General features: G+C 66.2%; 18 protein-coding genes. 10 read left to right on the top strand and 8 right to left on the bottom strand.

Going from position 1 to position 16,588, the window contains the following annotated elements:
• Positions 1-130: 130 nt before the first annotated feature.
• The 4 genes from ACIA58_RS19575 to ACIA58_RS19560 are packed head-to-tail and all read left to right on the top strand — an operon-like array spanning position 131 to position 4,137.
• A complete protein-coding gene (locus tag ACIA58_RS19575; RefSeq protein ID WP_396405127.1) occupies positions 131-1,507 on the top strand; it encodes an ABC transporter substrate-binding protein in 1,377 nt (458 codons plus the stop codon).
• Between the two features lies 1 nt (position 1,508).
• On the top strand, positions 1,509-2,390 hold the full coding sequence (locus tag ACIA58_RS19570) for a carbohydrate ABC transporter permease (protein ID WP_396405126.1): 882 nt from the start codon (positions 1,509-1,511) through the stop codon (positions 2,388-2,390).
• Positions 2,387-3,211 (top strand): carbohydrate ABC transporter permease, encoded by an 825-nt coding sequence (locus ACIA58_RS19565; RefSeq protein ID WP_396405125.1) that lies wholly within the window; start codon positions 2,387-2,389, stop codon positions 3,209-3,211. Before ACIA58_RS19570 ends, ACIA58_RS19565 begins: the two co-directional genes overlap by 4 nt.
• An 11-nt stretch (positions 3,212-3,222) precedes the next feature.
• A complete protein-coding gene (locus tag ACIA58_RS19560) occupies positions 3,223-4,137 on the top strand; it encodes a zinc-binding dehydrogenase (protein ID WP_396405124.1) in 915 nt (304 codons plus the stop codon).
• An 18-nt stretch (positions 4,138-4,155) separates the two neighbouring features.
• Here ACIA58_RS19560 and ACIA58_RS19555 read toward each other — a convergent pair whose 3' ends face one another.
• From ACIA58_RS19555 to ACIA58_RS19540, 4 genes are read right to left on the bottom strand one after another with little or no spacing between them, the layout of a single operon-like run.
• Positions 4,156-4,980, bottom strand: coding sequence for a carbohydrate ABC transporter permease (locus ACIA58_RS19555; protein WP_396405123.1), 825 nt, complete (start codon positions 4,978-4,980; stop codon positions 4,156-4,158).
• Positions 4,977-5,912 carry a carbohydrate ABC transporter permease gene (locus ACIA58_RS19550; RefSeq protein ID WP_396405122.1) on the bottom strand — a complete coding sequence of 312 codons (936 nt, stop codon included), beginning with the start codon at positions 5,910-5,912 and terminating at the stop codon, positions 4,977-4,979. Before ACIA58_RS19550 ends, ACIA58_RS19555 begins: the two co-directional genes overlap by 4 nt.
• Entirely contained in the window at positions 5,909-7,252 is a 1,344-nt protein-coding gene (locus ACIA58_RS19545; RefSeq protein WP_396405121.1) for an ABC transporter substrate-binding protein, read from the bottom strand. The genes ACIA58_RS19550 and ACIA58_RS19545 overlap by 4 nt, the downstream gene beginning before the upstream one ends.
• The gene (locus tag ACIA58_RS19540; protein WP_396405120.1) at positions 7,240-8,229 is read right to left on the bottom strand and encodes an alpha/beta hydrolase; all 990 of its coding nucleotides are present in this window, start codon (positions 8,227-8,229) and stop codon (positions 7,240-7,242) included. The genes ACIA58_RS19545 and ACIA58_RS19540 overlap by 13 nt, the downstream gene beginning before the upstream one ends.
• 130 nt (positions 8,230-8,359) lie before the next feature.
• Between ACIA58_RS19540 and ACIA58_RS19535 the strand changes: the two genes are divergently transcribed.
• Both ACIA58_RS19535 and ACIA58_RS19530 read left to right on the top strand, forming a co-directional pair.
• Positions 8,360-8,980, top strand: coding sequence for a TetR/AcrR family transcriptional regulator (locus tag ACIA58_RS19535; RefSeq protein WP_396405119.1), 621 nt, complete (start codon positions 8,360-8,362; stop codon positions 8,978-8,980).
• Positions 8,981-9,381: 401 nt separating this feature from the next.
• Complete coding sequence (locus ACIA58_RS19530; protein ID WP_396405118.1) at positions 9,382-10,536, top strand: phosphotransferase enzyme family protein; 1,155 nt, start codon at positions 9,382-9,384, stop codon at positions 10,534-10,536.
• A gap of 112 nt (positions 10,537-10,648) precedes the next feature.
• On the opposite strand, the gene ACIA58_RS19525 is transcribed toward ACIA58_RS19530, so the two are convergent.
• From ACIA58_RS19525 to ACIA58_RS19515, 3 genes are all read right to left on the bottom strand, one after another.
• Positions 10,649-11,278 carry a ferritin-like domain-containing protein gene (locus ACIA58_RS19525; RefSeq protein ID WP_396405117.1) on the bottom strand — a complete coding sequence of 210 codons (630 nt, stop codon included), beginning with the start codon at positions 11,276-11,278 and terminating at the stop codon, positions 10,649-10,651.
• Positions 11,279-11,290: 12 nt separating this feature from the next.
• Positions 11,291-11,950, bottom strand: coding sequence for a ferritin-like domain-containing protein (locus tag ACIA58_RS19520; RefSeq protein ID WP_396405116.1), 660 nt, complete (start codon positions 11,948-11,950; stop codon positions 11,291-11,293).
• Positions 11,951-12,012: 62 nt separating this feature from the next.
• The gene (locus ACIA58_RS19515) at positions 12,013-12,729 is read right to left on the bottom strand and encodes a class E sortase (RefSeq protein ID WP_396405115.1); all 717 of its coding nucleotides are present in this window, start codon (positions 12,727-12,729) and stop codon (positions 12,013-12,015) included.
• Positions 12,730-12,988: 259 nt separating this feature from the next.
• Here ACIA58_RS19515 and ACIA58_RS19510 point away from each other — a divergent pair, with 259 nt between their 5' ends.
• Positions 12,989-13,267, top strand: coding sequence for a hypothetical protein (locus ACIA58_RS19510; RefSeq protein WP_396405114.1), 279 nt, complete (start codon positions 12,989-12,991; stop codon positions 13,265-13,267).
• Positions 13,268-13,280: 13 nt separating this feature from the next.
• Here the strand turns inward: ACIA58_RS19510 and ACIA58_RS19505 are convergent, their stop codons facing one another.
• Positions 13,281-14,129 (bottom strand): alpha/beta hydrolase family protein, encoded by an 849-nt coding sequence (locus ACIA58_RS19505; protein ID WP_396405113.1) that lies wholly within the window; start codon positions 14,127-14,129, stop codon positions 13,281-13,283.
• Positions 14,130-14,408: 279 nt separating this feature from the next.
• Between ACIA58_RS19505 and ACIA58_RS19500 the strand changes: the two genes are divergently transcribed.
• Genes ACIA58_RS19500 through ACIA58_RS19490 form a run of 3 tightly spaced genes read left to right on the top strand, consistent with a single transcriptional unit; the run spans position 14,409 to position 16,506 of the window.
• A complete protein-coding gene (locus tag ACIA58_RS19500; RefSeq protein WP_396405112.1) occupies positions 14,409-14,681 on the top strand; it encodes a twin-arginine translocation signal domain-containing protein in 273 nt (90 codons plus the stop codon).
• Between the two features lie 44 nt (positions 14,682-14,725).
• A complete protein-coding gene (locus ACIA58_RS19495) occupies positions 14,726-16,105 on the top strand; it encodes a DUF4331 domain-containing protein (protein ID WP_396405111.1) in 1,380 nt (459 codons plus the stop codon).
• Positions 16,102-16,506, top strand: coding sequence for a hypothetical protein (locus ACIA58_RS19490; RefSeq protein WP_396405110.1), 405 nt, complete (start codon positions 16,102-16,104; stop codon positions 16,504-16,506). The genes ACIA58_RS19495 and ACIA58_RS19490 overlap by 4 nt, the downstream gene beginning before the upstream one ends.
• Positions 16,507-16,588: the final 82 nt, after the last annotated feature.

Here is a 16,588-nt window from a genome sequence, read left to right as displayed (position 1 = left end):
TGCGCGCATCCAACCTATCCCGGGCCGATCCCGAAGCCTTGACAGCCGGGCCGATCGATTTCTATGTTGTGGATCGTTCCACACGTGGAACGTTCCACACAACAGTCACCCCGGACAGGAGACGAGCGACATGCAGATCGGACGGCGGAGGTTGGTGGTCGGAGCCGCGGCTTTGGCGGCAGCCCTGAGCGCAGGGGCCTGCAGCTCGCTGACACCGGGGAGCAGCGGCGCAGGGCCGGCGAGCGAGCAGACACCGACCGCGAAGTTGTCCCCGGACGACGTACGCAACCTGGGGCCGGTCACCCTGAAAATGATCGACTTCGACCCGGTCGGGCAAGGCCTCGGAGCAGCGCTGGACAAACTGGTGGCCCAGTTCCAGGCCGCCTATCCGAACGTGGCCGTGAAGCGGGTGTCGAAGGACTTCAACAGCTACAGCAAGACGATCAAGCTGACGATGTCCGACGCGGACGCACCGGATATCGCCCAGGCGAACGTCGTCATGGCCCGCACCCTCGTGCCGGCAGGCTTGATCCGTCCTCTGGACGGCTACTACGACGCCTACGGCTGGAAGACCCGTTACCCGTCAACCGTGCTCGACCTGCTGCGGTCGAAGAAGAACGGCAAGACCCTGGGCGAGGGCGAGTACTGGGGCCAGGCGATCGGCGGGAACATGGTCGGCGTCTATTACAACGCCAGTACCCTGAAGCAGCTCGGCCTGACCCTGCCGACGACGTACGGCGAGTTCGAGCACGACCTGCAAGTTGCCAAGGACAACCACGTCCTCCCGGTGCAGCTGGGGAACCTCGAGCAGTGGCCGGCCAACCACGTGCTTTCGACGCTGATGAACGCCACTGAGGACCCACAGCACATCCGGGACTGGATCGAAGGCGCACCCGGCGCGACGTTCGAGACGCCAGGCATCGCCGACGCAGCCCGGACGCTGCGTGACTGGGCCCAGAAGGGATACCTGCCGTCCGACGCGAACGGCGTCACCAACGACCGCTCGATCGCGCAGTTCGGCGCCGGCCAGGGACTGTTCTACATCACCGGCTCATGGCAGATCCCCCGCATCTCCGCCGCGCTGAAGGACAACGGGGGCTTCTTCCTCCTCCCGCCCAAGGCAGCAGGCGGTCCGGCGAGCGCGACCGGCTGGCTCGCGAATCCGTACACGATCTCCACCAAGTCGAAGCATCCCGATCTGGCGGCGTTCTTCCTCGACTACATGGGCGGTCCGGCGGGCACCACGACCGCGGTCGCCGGTGGGTTCCTGCCGTTCGGCGAGCTCCCGGACGGCTATCACCAGTCGAAGACAGCGAGCGATGTGACAGCCGCGTGGAGAGCCGCCATCAAGGACAACGGCCTCGTCCCGTACCTCGATTTTGCGACTCCGTCCCTCGGGGACGTGGCGTTCCCGGCGATCCAGGCGGTCATCGCGGGCCGGATGAGCCCAGAACAGTTCACGAGCAAGGTGCAGGCCAACTGGCGCGAGTACCACGGCGGGTCCTGACATGGCCCGGAACGGATCGCTCCCCGGGGAGCCGCGACATGTTGCCTACCTCTACCTATTGCCCGGGCTGCTCCTGATCTCGGCCTTCGTCCTGCTCCCCCTGCTGCACACCGGCTGGCTGTCGCTGTTCGAGTGGGACGGCGCGACAGTCGGACGGTGGGTCGGGCTCGACAACTACACCAAGGTTCTGGGCGACCCGCAGCTTCGCGCCCTCTTCGGTCACAGCCTGGTGCTGGTCGTCTTCTACTCGCTGATCCCGATCGGACTCGGCCTGCTGATCACCGCGCTGCTGACCCGTCGCCCGGTTCGAGGGATGACGGCGTACCGGGCCCTGTTGTTCGTGCCGCAGTCGGTGTCGCTGGTCGTCGTCGCGGTGGCGTGGCAGTTGATGTACGCGCCGGACGGGATCGTGAACCGGGCGTTGGGAATCGTCGGACTCGATCGTCACATTGCTTGGCTCGGCGAGTTCGGCTGGGCGTTGCCCGCGATCGGCATCATCGGCTCGTGGCTCCTGACGGGGTTGTGCATGGTGCTCTTCATCGCAGGCGTCCAGAAGATCGATCCGGACCTGTACGCCGCCGCGCAGATGGACGGCGCGTCCCCGATCGACGAGTTCCGCTTCATCACCCTGCCGGGGTTGCGCGCGGAGATCTCGGTCGCAGTCACCTTGACGGTGGTCGCCGCACTGCGGAGCTTCGACCTGGTCTACGTGCTGACCAAGGGTGGGCCCGGCACTTCGACCTCGGTCCCGGGGCTCGAGATCTTCGAACGCGCCTTCAGCCGCGGTCAGGTCGGGTCGGCGTCGAGTCTGGCCGTCATCCTCACGATCCTGATCTGCGCGGTGACCGTGCTGATCGGACGCCTGTCGAAGGAGCCGGAATGAGGCAGTCGCCGCTATCACGCACAGGCACGCACGTGCTGCTGATCCTCGGCTCCGTCATGGCGGTACTGCCCTTCGTCAGCATCGCTCTGATTTCGCTGTATCCATCCGATCAGGCGCCGACCGGCCTCGCTCTGCCGCACTCGCTCAACTTCGGCAACTACGCCCGCGCCTGGAGCGCGGCGAACTTCTCGAGGCTGCTGACCTCGAGCGCCGTCGTGGCCGTCTGCGTCGTCCCGCTCGCCAGCATCGTGTGCATCTTGACGGGCTATGCGTTCGGAACCATGCGCTTCCGCGGCAGGAAGGTGCTCTTCGTCGTGTTCCTCATCGGCCTGCTGATGCCGTTCGAAGCCACGATCATCCCGCTGTACTACGACCTGCGGTCGATCGGGCTCAGCAATACCTACGCCGGCCTGATCCTCCCCGAAGCCGCACTCTTCCTCAGCTTCGGCACCTTCTGGATGCGCGCCCACTTCGTGTCGATCTCGCGCGCTCTGGTCGAGTCGGCACGCCTCGACGGCGCCAACTCCTGGACGACGCTGTGGCGAATCCTTGTTCCTGGAGCACACGCGCCGATCACCACCATGATGGTCCTGTTCTTCATCTGGAGCTGGAACGAGTTCCTCCTCGCACTGGTCCTCGCCTCGGCGCCCGCCGTACAGACGGCGCCGGCGGGCCTGGCGTTCTTCTTCGGCGAGCACGTCACGGACGTATCCGGTCTGGCGGCTGCGGCCATCATCATCACCACGCCCGTCCTGGTGGTCTACGTCCTGCTGCAGCGCAGCTTCATCCAGGGCGTGACCTCAGGCGGAATCAAGGGATAGGAGCACATCGGATGACATCAGGACGTCGATACGAACTGCACGGTCCGCGCGCCGGCGGACCAGTGCCCGAACAAGTTCCGGTCCCGGGAATCGGCCAGGTCCTGGTTCGGGTCCTGGCGAACGGCGTGTGCGCGAGCGACCTCACCGCCTGGCGAGAAGGTGCAGGCACCTTGGGGCACGAGCCGGTCGGTACGGCCGTTGAGATCGGCCCCGGCGTCGACCTCGCCCCCGGAACGCTCGTGACAGGCCGATTCGTCCGCTCGTACGCGGACTTCGTACTGGCCGACTCGGTCGATATCGTCGAGGTTCCGGCCGACGTACCTCTGGAACAGGCCGCGATTGCCGAGCCGCTGGGCTGCGTCGTCGAGGCCATGCGAAGAGCGCCCGTCCAGCTCGCAGAACGCGTCACGGTCATCGGGCTGGGATTCATGGGGCTGTGCATGATCCAACTGCTGAAGCTCGCAGCCACTGCCTGCGTGTCAGGGGTCGACTTCCGGGAGGACGCTCGTACCGCCGCGCTGCGGGCCGGTGCCGACGAGGTGTTCGCTCCCGCAGAGCTCGCAACGCGTTCGGCCGACGTCGACCTGGTCATCGAGGCAACAGGCACCCAGTCCGGCCTGGATCTCGCCACAACCTTGGTCCGCCCGCACGGACGGATTTCCCTACTCGGCTACCACCAGTCCACGAGGCAGGTCGACCTCCAGTCCTGGAACTGGAAAGCCATCGACGTCATCAACGCCCACGTCCGCGACCGCCACCTCCTCAGATCCAGTACCCGAGCCGGCCTCGACCTGATAGCCGCCGGCCGCGTCGACTTCACCCCGCTCATCACCCACCGCTTCCCCCTCGACCGCGTAGACGAAGCATTCACCCTCCTGGAAACAAAACCCCCAGGCTTCACCAAAGCCATCATCCAACTGACGTGAGACGCGAGCCTGCTCTGGTCATTTCACGGCTCCCTGCATCAGCGCCCGGACAAAGTTGCGTTGAAAGATCAAGAAGATCACCAGCGACGGCAGCATGATCAGCAGAGATCCCGCACAGAGCAGCACGACGTCGGTGCCGTGCTGCCCCTGGAAGACGCCGAGTCCGCCCGCCACCGTTCGCTTCGCTGGGTCGTCGACGAGGACGAGCGGCAACAAGTACTGGTTCCAGCTGGCCAGGAAGAAGAGCACCGCCAGTGCCGACCAGGCGGACGTTGCCAGTGGCAAATGAATTCGCCGGAACGTCTGCCACCCGGTCGCCCCGTCAACCTTCGCCGCCTCGGTGAGCGCCGGCTCGATGCCGAGGAAGTGCGCACGCATCCAGAAGACACCGAACGGCATGAGCAATCCGATCAGCGGGAGCACGATCGCGAGCCGGGACCCGAGCAGACCCATGCTCTGCAAGTCGTAGTACAGCGGAGTGATCAGCGCCTCGAACGGCAACGTCAGTCCGACGACGAGCAGAGCGTAGATCGCCCGGCCGAACGGCACACTCAGTTGCGCGAGTGCATAACCGGCAGCGGTCGCCATCACGACCGTGGCGGGGACGACGCCCACCACGATCAGAATGCTCGACCGGAACAGGGCGAGGAAGTTCGCCGAACTCCAAGCGTCCACGAAGTTGTGCCAGTGCGGATCGCCCGGCCAGGCCAGCCCTCGAGGAGTGCTGCCGGGCTCGGCGAGCGCGGTGGTGAACATGCTCAGCAGCGGCACGATCGCGAACAGCATCAGCGCCAGCAGGATGCCGGTCCGGGTGAAGCGCTGAGCCACGGTGGACCCCGTCATCTGTCCCTCCCGAGCCGCTGGATCGGCCAGATGATCACGAGGACGAGAGCCGCCAGGAAGACAGCGAGCGCCGACGCCTGGCCGACATGCTGCTGAAGGAACGTCAAGCGATAGATCTCCACTCCGGGCACCATCGTCTGGTAGCCCGGGCCGCCCTGCGTGGAAATCTGGATGACGTCGAAGCTCGCCAACGCCGCGATGACGGTGAACGTCGTACACACGACGAGCTCCCGCCTCAGTCCCGGCAATGTCACGGCGAGGAACTCGTGGACCCGCCCGGCTCCGTCCAGCCGAGCCGCCTCGTACAGCTCGGGTTCGATCTTGCCGATGCCCGCGAGCAACAGCACCGTGCAGAAGCCGAGCATGACCCACACACCGATGACGCCGACCGCCGGTAGCGCGAAGGTGAAGTCACCGAGCCAGGCCCGGGTGTGCCGTTCGAGTCCGGCAGCTCGAAGGACCTGGTTCACGAGGCCGTCCGACGAGTACATCCAGGTCCACGCGATACCCGCCGCGACCAACGGAAGCACCTGCGGGATGAACAGCAGCACCCGAGCGGTCGTGCTGAACGCTCCGGGCCGGAGCTCACGGATCAGCGCCGCCGCAACCAGTCCGAGCCCCACGGGCAGGACCGAGTAGAAGACGATCAGGATGAACGCGTGCTCGACCGAATGCAGCAGCTCAGGCTGGGTGAAGATCGCCTTCCAGTTGTCCAGCCCGGCAGGCTTCGCGCGGCCGATGCCGTCCCAGTCGTAGAACGAGTACTGAATCGACTGGAGCATCGGATACAGCACGAACAACGCGTACATCCCGAACGCTGGTGCGACCCAGATCAGCGCTGCCCAGTTCCGCCTGCGTCGTGCGGAGCGGCGTACGACGTCCCGTGGTGCGAGTGGGTCCTCCGAACGTTGCCGGAGCAGTACGTCGGTCATCGCCGGAGATCGCGTTCGTAGTCGGACTGCACCTTGGCGGCGTACGCCGCGGGTGTCGTCTTGCCGGCCAGGAGGAGCTGGGTCTGCGGGATCAGGCTGTTCACGTGGATGGATGCCGTCGCGTCGGCCATGAAGCCGACCAGGCCGTTGGACTTCAGCAAGTCCTGGAAGGCGCTGACCGTCGCAGCAACCGCCGATCCGTCAGCGGCAGTCGGAGGCTGAGCGTCCGCTGGACCGGCGGGCACGAGGCCGCCGAGAGTGACCGTGTCCTGGCGTGCCTGGGTGTTGGTCTGAATGAAGTCCAGGAACGCAGCCGCGACGTCGGAGTGCGACGACTTGGCCGCGATCCCCAGGTTGGCGGCAGCAGTCATCGCGTACGAGGGACCACCGGCCTGGCCCGGAGGGAACAGGAAGAAGCCGAACTTCCCCGCACCGGACTTGTCCAGCCCGGGCGCCTGCCAGTTGCCGCTCGGGAAGAAGACGCCGTTCCCCTCGAGGAACTCGCGAGGCGCCCGGGTCTGATCGATGTCGTTCACGTCCGCCGGCAGATATCCAGCCCGGCCCCAGCGCTGCAGGGCTGTCGCGCCGTTGACCGTCGCCGGGGTGTTGATGGTCGCGCCCGGCTTGGCGTAGTTCCAGTCCTGGACCGCCTGGGCGGCGGCTGCCGACGACATCACGAGGTTCTGCAACGGATACACGCTGCCGCCGTCCTTGCCGTTGATCATGATCGGCTGCAATCCGGCGTTCTTCGCTTTGCCGAGGAGTTGGTCGAACTCGGCAGCGGTTGCCGGTGGCCGCGACATGCCGACGCGCTGTGCGAGTGCCTTGTTGTAGTACACGCCGGTCAGGCCGAACCCGGGACCGACCGCATAGAGCGAGCCGGTCCCCCGCTGTTTGCCATCCGGACCGACACGCGTCGAAGCAAACTGTGACTGCGGCCATTTGTCCCAGCCGTAGGCCTTCGCGTACGGATCGAGGTTGGTCAGCAGGTTGTCCTCGATCAGGTTGCCGAGCTGCGACACCCGGACGATGTCGGGCGCCGTACTTCCCGCAAGGATGTGCGCGACGTTCGTGGTCAAGGTGGCGTAGTCCTGGTTGTCCACCTTGACCGTCACGTTGCTGTACTTGGCGTGGAACAGTTCACCGAGGGCGGTGTAGAACGGCACGTCGACGCCGCTGTTGACCAGCAGCCTCAGGGTGACGGGCTCACCCCCGACGCCGGTGGACACCGGCTTGGACGGCGCCGGTCCGGCCTCGGAGTTCCCGCCTGGTGCACAGGCCGCGAGGAGCAGCGCGGCAACCGCGGCGACAGCGGTTCGGTACAGGTTCAGCGATCGCACGAGAACTCCTTCGGAGGTTCGCTGGGTTGAGTGGAATGCAAGGCGCGACGGACGGCGTCACCGGCCGTGTTGACGGCATGGTGGGCATCGGGCGTGACGGTGAACATCTCGAAGAAGCCGTGGATCTGACCGCCGTACTCGATGAGTTCGACCGGGACACCGGCCGCCTTCAGGCGCCTGGCATAGTCCTGCGCCTCGCCGCGGAGAAAGTCATGTTCGGCGGTGATGATCGTTGCCGGCGCGACACCGTTCAGGGACTCCGCGTGCAGCGGCGAGGCGTACGGCGTCCTGCGAGCGGCTGGGTCGGAAACGTAGGCCGCCCAGATGTGCTGGAGCCGTTGATAGCTGTTGGCGCCGAACCCGGTCCGCCCGGCGAAGCTCTCGTACCGCGTCCGGAACGCGACCTTGTAGTCCGTGTCCTCGGTGCTGTCGACCGCCGGATAGATCAGCAACTGGCCCGCGAGCTCGACAGACTCGTCGCGCGCTTTGAGGGCTACCGCGGCAGCGAGGTTGCCGCCCGAACTGTCGCCGCCGACCACGACCCGCTCGAACTCGCGCCTCGCCCACCCGGCCGCGGCCCACAAGTCGTCAAAGCCGGCCGGAAAGGGATGTTCGGGCGCGAGCCGGTAATCGACGGACAGTACGGCGCAGGCCGCCCGGTTCGCCAGCGCACGGGCAACGCCATCGGCGGTGTCGAGGTCACCGTGGATCCAGCCACCGCCATGCGCCCAGACGAGCACGCCCCGCTCCGCACCGGTGGACCGGTACAGCCGGCCCGGTACGCCGTCTGCGTCGACCGACTCAACGGAAGCCACCGACGCGGGCTCACCCGTCACCGCCAGCACCTTCGCTCGGGCGTCCGCGCGCACGACCGCAACGTCGGCGCTCCAGGGGTCAGGCGAGATGCCGGTGTTCTGCAAAAACCTCCGGATCTCCTCGCACGGCTGTGGCGGACCGGTCACGAACGCTCCACCCATCGGTAGGTCCTCTCGTTGCCAGAATTCCAGACTGAGTACTCAGTCTGTTTTCGAAAAGCTACCGAGTACTCGGTCGGTTGTCTATGCTTGGCCGCGAACCCGGTCGTCACAACCCGCGAGGAGCTCGACTGTGCCCGCTGCCCAGAAGCCCAAGACCTCCGCCAAGGGCCTCGAGACTCGCGAGCGCATTGTCGATGTCGCCGTGCGCTTCATCGCACGCAACGGCGCCCGCGGCACCAGCCTCGCCGACATCGCCGCGGAGGCGGGCGTGTCACAGACCGGCCTGCTCTACCACTTCCGCACCAAGGAGGCGCTGCTCAACGCGGTCATGGATCGCCACCTGGTCTTCACCGAGGAGTGGCTGTGGGGTGACGGGCCGGACCCCGGGGTCAAGATCGTGGACATCATCGCCCGGCACATGGCCAGCTGGCCGAGTCAGCACGACGACAAGGTCTACAGCCTGCTCGGCATGAACACCGTCGTCCTCGGCGAGAACGTCAGCCCGGAGACCGAGTTGCACCCGCGTCTGGTGGAGGGTTACCAGACCACGATCGATCGCGTCTCCGCGACCCTGCGGTCGGCGCAGCAGCGCGGCGAGATGCGCGACGACATCAACCCCCAGCTCAAAGCCATGGAGATCATCGCCTTCTGCTACGGCGTCGAGGCCGCTTGGTTGGTCGACCCCACAATCCCGGTCGCCAACGCAGCCAAGCAGTGGGCAGCACAACAGACCACCCAGATGACGCCCTGATTCCAGCCGACACAACCCGTTGCCAGGCCCTCGTCGGAAGCTTGTTCGGGGCCGGTCGGCACGCCGTGGATCTGCAGTGGGACGGCGTGATGAGGAGGTCTCGCAGGTAGCAGACCGTGTGCGTTTCCATGTCACTCATGTATCGAAGACAGCGCGGTGTGCCGGCCGACGGAGGTTCGTTGCGGAACGACTCAAGGTCCAGGTCATCGTGATGGTTGACACCGCGTCGATGCCTCTACGATGATCGGCAGTGGCGTGGACCTGACGCCGAGCCTGCGAGGACCTGCCCCAGCCGGGCCCTCGGGATGGCGAAGGGGAATTTGCCCTCATGGTCGCGACCGGTTCAAGCCTGTTCGAGTGTCACGTTGCTGGGGGACGACGACACGTCGAGGAGGCTTGTCATGACCAAGCAGAGCAGTTTCAAGCGCGCGGCACGGGAGCGGGCCCGCGTCACGGGTCAGCGGTACACCCAGGCCCGGGCCGATCTGGAATTGGCGAATCGGCAAGAGTTCGTGCATTCGCGCCCGTTCGAGCAGGCGGCAATCACGGCTCACCTTGAAGAGCATTACGGGATCGGGATCAGCTCGATCATGCCGATCGACGACGATCCCGCCACGCGTCCAAGCGACTCCTGGCCAGGTCACTATCCCTCGACCCTGGTCGTCAAGCACGTCGACGGGCAGCAGTGGATAGCGCGGATCTTTTCCTCATCGGCTGACCGGGTCAGCCGCGTACAAGGTGACGCAGAAATCCTGCAGTTCCTGGCCTCCCACGACTTCCCGGCCGAACGGATCGCCCACGCTGATCCCGTGACAGTCCTCGACGGCAACGGGATTGTCGTCACCACGTTCATCGACGGCGGACGTCCGAGCGCCGGCTCTCCCGAGGTCTGGTACGAACTTGCCGATCTCCTGGGTCGGCTGCATACGCTTCCCTCGGCTGGCGGTGCTGTCGCGCGGGATGGCGGCGCCGAAGAGCACGGCGGCGGCTTTCATGTGGGCCGGCCGAAAGAGGATCTGGCGGCTGCGATGAGCTTCCTGGTCAGCGTCGAGGACGACGTGACCGACGCCGCTCCCGAGAAGTTCGAGTGGCTGCGCGAACAGGTCGAGACCGCGGACGACGCCGAAGGCCTGCCCGAGGCGCTGACCCACGGCAACTATCACCCATGGGCCGCCGTCGGCACACCCGGCAACCTCGCGATCGTCGGCTGGGCAGGATCGGGGCGCGGGCCACGGCTGCCCGCATTGGCCTGGCTCCTGCGCACCGCGGCCGAACACAACACCACCCAGAATGTTGCCGCAGTCATGCACGGATACTCCAAGCACGTCCAACTCACCGACGAGGAACTCCACAGGCTCCCGTCAATCCTCAACCTGCGGCCTCTGTGGCTGGAATGTCTCGACTTCCGGATGGCCGTCAACGACGGCGGTACTCGCGCGATGGACGAGGGCTGGATGCAGCCCGCCAGTCACGAGGTCGCTGAACGTTTGGCGGCACAGGCGATCGCGGCACTGTCGAGTCCCAAGTCTCCGGCCGCGTGGAAACCTACGCGGTGAATCTCGCCTGGGCCGGCGGCGGGTGCCGTCGGCCCAGGTTCGGGCAGATGTCTTTCTCAGCTGAAGAGGCCGAGGAGGCCGTGGTGCCAGCCGCCCGCCTCGCGGATGGGTTCTAATAGGTGATTGCGGCAACGACCTTGGCCGGGTCCTGCAGGAACGGCGCGACCGCCTTCAGTACGTCGGCCTTCGGAATGCCGACCTCGGTCGAACCCATGTACACACCGCCCTCGGCCTTCAGGCCGAGCAGGTTGCCGACCACGGCGGCGTGCCGCGCCTCCACACCGAAGATTCCGGCGGCGGCCTGAAGGATCATCTTGTCCTTCACGAACCCCGCAGCACCCAGATACGCACCAACTCCCTTGTTCTCGAAGATGTGCGACGTGGTCAGGTAGCTCTTCCGGTTCGCGAACGCACCACCGAAGTCCACCGCCGGCGCGCCGACCGGCGTACCGCCGAGCTTCTGGATCGTCGACATGACCGTGGCGACGTGCGACGCCTCGTCCGCGCCGATCTGCATCAGGTACTTCTTCTCCTTGCCCTTCAGCAGGCCGGCGGCGTTGCCCTGCCGGTAGAACTCGGCCTCGAGATACTCCAGCGTCAGCGCGTAGTTCAGTACTTCGACGTCGCTGCCGAAGTCCTTCGCACTGGCGAGCTCGAAGCCGTGCGACAACGCTCCGAGCGCCAGCCCGGGCGATACCGCGGAGGCGTTGCCATGGATCAGATCACGTGCGGTGTCAGTCATCAGCTCTCCTCCTCACTTCGCGATGAACGGCATGGCGGCCTTGAGCACCGGCGCCATCCCGAGATGGGCTTCGATCGGGGCCGGGAACGGGTTCCCGCCCGAGATCTGGGCGATGATCGCCGCGTGCCTGGACTCGACCCCCGCGATCGACGCCGCGGCCGCGAGGATGTGACCGTCCTTCACCAGCGGCACCTGACCGTGGTATGCCTTCACGCCGAGCTCCTCGAACGTGCCCGCGGTCTTCAGGAACGCCGCCCGGCTGGAGAACGTGCCGGCCGGGAACTTCACCTTCGGTGCCGCAACCGGCTTGCCGCCCAGGTCCTGGATGGTTGTCCTGACCGCCGTGACGTGGTTGGCCTCGTGTTGCTGGATCGGGTCGATCAGCTCCAGCTCACGGCCCTTGAGGAGCTTCGCCTTCAGGCCCATCGTGTAGAACGCCGACTCCAGATACTCCAGCGTCAACGCATAGTTGAGGATGTCCAGATCGCTCTTCGCGGCCTGCGTACCGAAGCCGCGATCGGCATTGCCGAAGGCAACCGGATCACCGACGCGAGAAGCGGCGTACGTCAGACCGACACCGACCAGCGCGGCATTGCGCAGGAAGCTGCGCCGACTCTGCTCGTCGCGGAACTCGAGAACCGGTCGGCCCCCGAAAATCGTGCGGATACCCATGATTCTCCTTCTATGGATGATTCAGGTTCCCGTTCGACTCTTGGCGCAGGGATATCGCCTCCTCAATCGGCACGCGCCTGCACGACGATTCGCTGGTAGTGGGCAGTGATCGGATTGCAGGCGAACAGCGTGATCACCTTTGCGCCCGCATCAGCGGGCTGCCGCAGGATGAACTTCACGTACTCCGCCTGCGGCACGATCGTTGTCTTCACGACTCTGTACGTCGTGCGCTTCGAGCCGACCGTCGCGACGATCGGGTCCCCCGGCCGGAGCTTGTCCAGATACAGGAACGGCTTGTCGTGAGTACTCCGATGCCCGCTCACGACACTGTTCCCGCGGCTACCCGGCAACGGCGTACCCGGCCAGTGCCCGACGCCATGGACCAACGCGGCCTCGTCCACCCCGTTGTTCAACGGCTCACTGACGCGCAACCGGGGAATCGACAGTTGCCCCAGGCGCAGTTCTTCGCCCGGCTTGGCCTTGATCGCCTCGATCGGCGCTCCCGCGGCTGGATTGTCACCCGCGGCGAACTGCGGCTCGACAGGCTTGCCGGCGCGTATCTGATCGAGCATCCGATTCACCAATGCCTCTTGGTCCACCGGCGCAGCCGTCGACGACGGTGTCTTGCCCGCCGCGGTGGAGCGCGCCTCACCGGGCGATCGTGCACCGGTTGATGCTCCGCCGCTACCAGGACCCAGCACGACAATCGCAACCGCGACCAGCACCACAAGCCCGGTACTGGCCGCCAGCCATCGCCACAACGGTTTCCAAGCCTTCATCGGCCCTCCTCGCTCGGACGACATGTGGGCACTTCGGAGCCATCGCGAGTCCAGATAGGTCCAATCGCCGATCCGTCGGAGGAGTTGCTCCCAAGCACCCACAGACACCCCGACCGAGAGGCCGAGACATGTATGCACCCGCACCGCTGCGCCGACCAACATCGCGGCCGGAGCCGGCTACGGCTATCTGCTGTGCTGGGTCGTCGTCGGGGCGATCGCGCTCAAGCTGCTGTTCGAGCTGCCCCTGCTCGCCGGCGGAGTGATTACCGGCATCGTCTCGTTCGCGCTCCTGCTTTATCAGTCACGCCGCGGCCAGCGCTCGTTCGAGACCGCGATCGTCGGGTTGCTGGCTGTCGCACTCGCCGGATTCGTCGTTTCGACCATCGCGGCCGCACCCGACGGATCAAGCGTGGTGAGCGGCCTCACGCCCCCGGTTGCGCGGTACCGACTCGCTGGTGCTGGCGGCCGGCATGCTGGGCGCAACCGTGATCAACCGCGCCCTAGTGATCTCACGGGTCGTCCTGAGCTTCGCGCCTGACGGCCTCTTCCCGTCAGCCGATGACGCGGAGGGCTTCGGAGCGGCAGGTGGCCCAGGCCGTGGAGCGAGGGTCTATCAACTCGAAGTGGCCGATGTTCGGGAGTTCGGTCAGCTTCACCTGGTCGCGGGCATTGGCGGCGGCGTCTCGGTAGCGTCTGCTCTGCTCGATCGGAACCTCCCCGTCCCGGGTGCCGTGGATCAGTGCGACCGGTACCTTCAGCGGCAGTCGCTCGAACGGTGATGCCAAGGCATAACGCTCGCGATCCTGATCGGGTGTAGCACCGAGGAAGGCCTGTACGGCGTCGCCGCCGACCCGCTCACGGTAAGCATCGACCAGATCGAGCACCCCTGCCTGCGAGACGACCGCTTTGATCGGAACCTGTGGAGCGGAACCCGGTGCCGTCACCGGCAGGTGGGTCCGGCCAGCGGCCCAGACTGCCAACTGCCCGCCTGCGGAGTGACCGATGGCGACGACCTTGCCCAGGTCGACGCGCGGCTGCTTGGCGAGGGCGTCGATCGCAGCCGCGACATCCTCGAAGGTCGTCGGCCAGCCGCCGCCGTTCCCCACCCGGCGGTACTCGATGGCGTATCCCGCGATTCCCGCTGCGGCCAGATCCCGCGCCAACGGGAGCGCCAGCTCCAGCCCGTACTCCTTCATCCAGAAACCGCCGTGAATCACGACCGCCACCGGTACCTTCGCACCCCCAGCCGGCAAGTGAAGCTGCGCCGATTGCGCGCCGTCCTCCCCGTAGCTGATACCGACCGGATCCGGCGTGTTCGGCACCTCGTCCTTCCCGCAATCCGCTGCGCCGACAATCCCGGCCAGCGCTCCCGCGACAAGCACCCCACGACGAGTGATCACGACACAGCGTTCGGAACCGAAGAACCGCCGGATCGCTGACAGCGCCCATCCGCCGCCCCGCCGCGCCGACTTCGAAAGAAGGCGGCCCGTACCCGGACCTCAGCAATCCGCAGAAGCAATCCAAGAAGTTCCGTCCTGCCACCCATCCGCAGTGGCCGGCGCACCGAACTCACCGCAGCGCCAACGATGTGATCTGCGACACAAATGCGACGTACTCGCATCTGTTGGTGCCCCGCCGGTGACGTCCGGCGGTCGGGCTGGATTACGGAAGGAAGCGACATGACTGACGCCACACGCCGCGGGTTCCTGGTGTTCGCGGGGGCGGGCACCGCGGCCGCGGTCGGTGCGGTTGCGGTACCGAAGATCTTCGAGGACCGACCGGCGAATGCTGCCTCGCAGCTGGACCAGGCCGACCTCACCCACGCCGAATCGTTCGTGGTGCACGTCAAGGACGTGCAGAAGGGCGAGATGGCCATCCTGGTCGGCGAGCGCGAGGTGGTCGTCACCGACCGCGAACTCGCCGCCCGCCTGGCCGGCGTGACCACAGCCTGACACCAGGCTCCCCCGACTTTCTTTTCACACTGGAGGAAACTCTCATGTCTTCGCACCGCGAAGCGCCGGAGATCTCGAAGGACCCGGTCGCGGACAATACCGATGTCTACGCGTTCGTGTCGCCGGACCAGCCGGACACGGTGACGATCATCGCCAACTTCATCCCGTTCCAGAACCCGTTCGGCGGACCCAACTTCTACGAATTCGGCGATGACGTGCTGTACCAGATCCACATCTCCAACAGCGGGACCGGCAAGGCCGACATCAGCTACCAGTTCAGGTTCCACGCCGAGATCCGCAACAAGAAGACGTTCCTGTACAACACCGGTCCGATCGCCTCGATCAAGGACCCGAACTGGAACCGTCCGCAGTTCTACTCCGTCACCCGCGTCGAGCACGGCCGCGCCCGGATCCTGGCCCGGGATCTCGCCGCGCCGCCGGTCAACGTCGGCATCCGCAGTACGCCGAACTACGCCAAGCTAGCCGCCGAGGGCATCCACACCATCGGCACCCATCGCCGGGTGTTCGCCGGCCAGCGCGCGGACGGGTTCTTCGCCGACCTCGGCAGCATCTTCGACCTGGGCACGCTGCGGCCGTTCCAGATGGCGCACCTGATCCCGTCGGCCGCGGCCATGGGCGTCAATGGCCTGCAGGGCTCGAACGTCCACACCATCGCCCTCCAGGTCCCGATCGCCGACCTCACCCGCGACGGCAAGGCGCCCAAGGACGTGCTGGACGCCAAGTCGGTCATCGGCGTCTACGCGACCGCGAGTCGGCAACAGTCCAAGATCCTCGACGACCTGCTCGGCGTACCGGTCTGGCACGGTCCGTACAAGCAGGTCTCCCGGCTGGGCAACCCGCTGTTCAACGAGGTCATCGTCCCGATGGCCGAGAAGGACAGGTGGAACAGCCTCGCGCCCCACGAGGACAAGCGGTTCGCCCAGTACGTCACCAAGCCCGAGCTCGCCGGGCTGCTCCCGGTGCTCTACCCGGGCGTCTTCCCGCGACTCGCGGCGTACAAGAAACCCCGCGCAGACCTGGCCGCGATCTTGCTGACGGGGATCCCGAAGGGCGTGGTGCCCGGATTCCAGAACCACACCGGCCCGGTCCAGGCTGACATGCTGCGGCTGAACGTCGCCGTACCGCCAGCCAAGTCGCCGAGCCCACTCGGTCTGGTCGCCGGCGACGAAGCCGGCTTCCCGAACGGCCGTCGGGTCTTCGACGACGTCGTCACCGTCGAACTGCGGGCCGTCGCCGGTCTCACCATTCCGTTGGTCGACCCCACGTTCAAGCCCGACGATGCCGCAGCAGCAATCAAGGACGGTACGTCGAACACCAACTCCGACTACCTAACCTCGTTCCCCTACCTCGGCACGCCGGCGGGCGGCTATTCGTCCAAGCCGGGAACACCAGCGGTGTCATGACCAAGCCGCTGACGAACGCGGAAGAGAATCCCCACGCCGGCAAAGGCTCCTCAGTCCTGCTCGACATCGGCGACGGCATCGGCGCGATACTCGTCACCATGCCAGCAGGCCTGGAGGACGTGGAAATCGAACGTCGCGCGGCCGATGCGCCGCCCGGGCATCGGCACGAAGACGTCATGTCCGGTCACGGTCATGGACACCGTCACGGGGGTGTCCATGACCCGCACGTCGCGGTCGTTCCGCGCCCCTCTGCCGAGGGACAGATCATCCACTCGGCGGTCTTCTCCGATGTGCCCGAAGGGCGTTACGACCTGTACGTCATGCCCGACGGCCCGGTCCGGCTGACCGTCGACGTACGTAGCGGAGAAGTCACCGAGGCGTCTTGGCCCGACTCGGACTGAGCCGAGATTGATCGGCGGACCTGTGCAGGGCGGTGAGCAGCCTCCAACCGGCCCGATCGAGATGCTCGAGGGCATGTGCACG

It is taken from the genome of Kribbella sp. NPDC051586, from assembly GCF_044453965.1.
GTDB lineage: Bacteria > Actinomycetota > Actinomycetes > Propionibacteriales > Kribbellaceae > Kribbella.
Note: the sequence above shows the minus strand (reverse complement) of the source record. Positions and strands in the feature narration are given on the sequence as shown.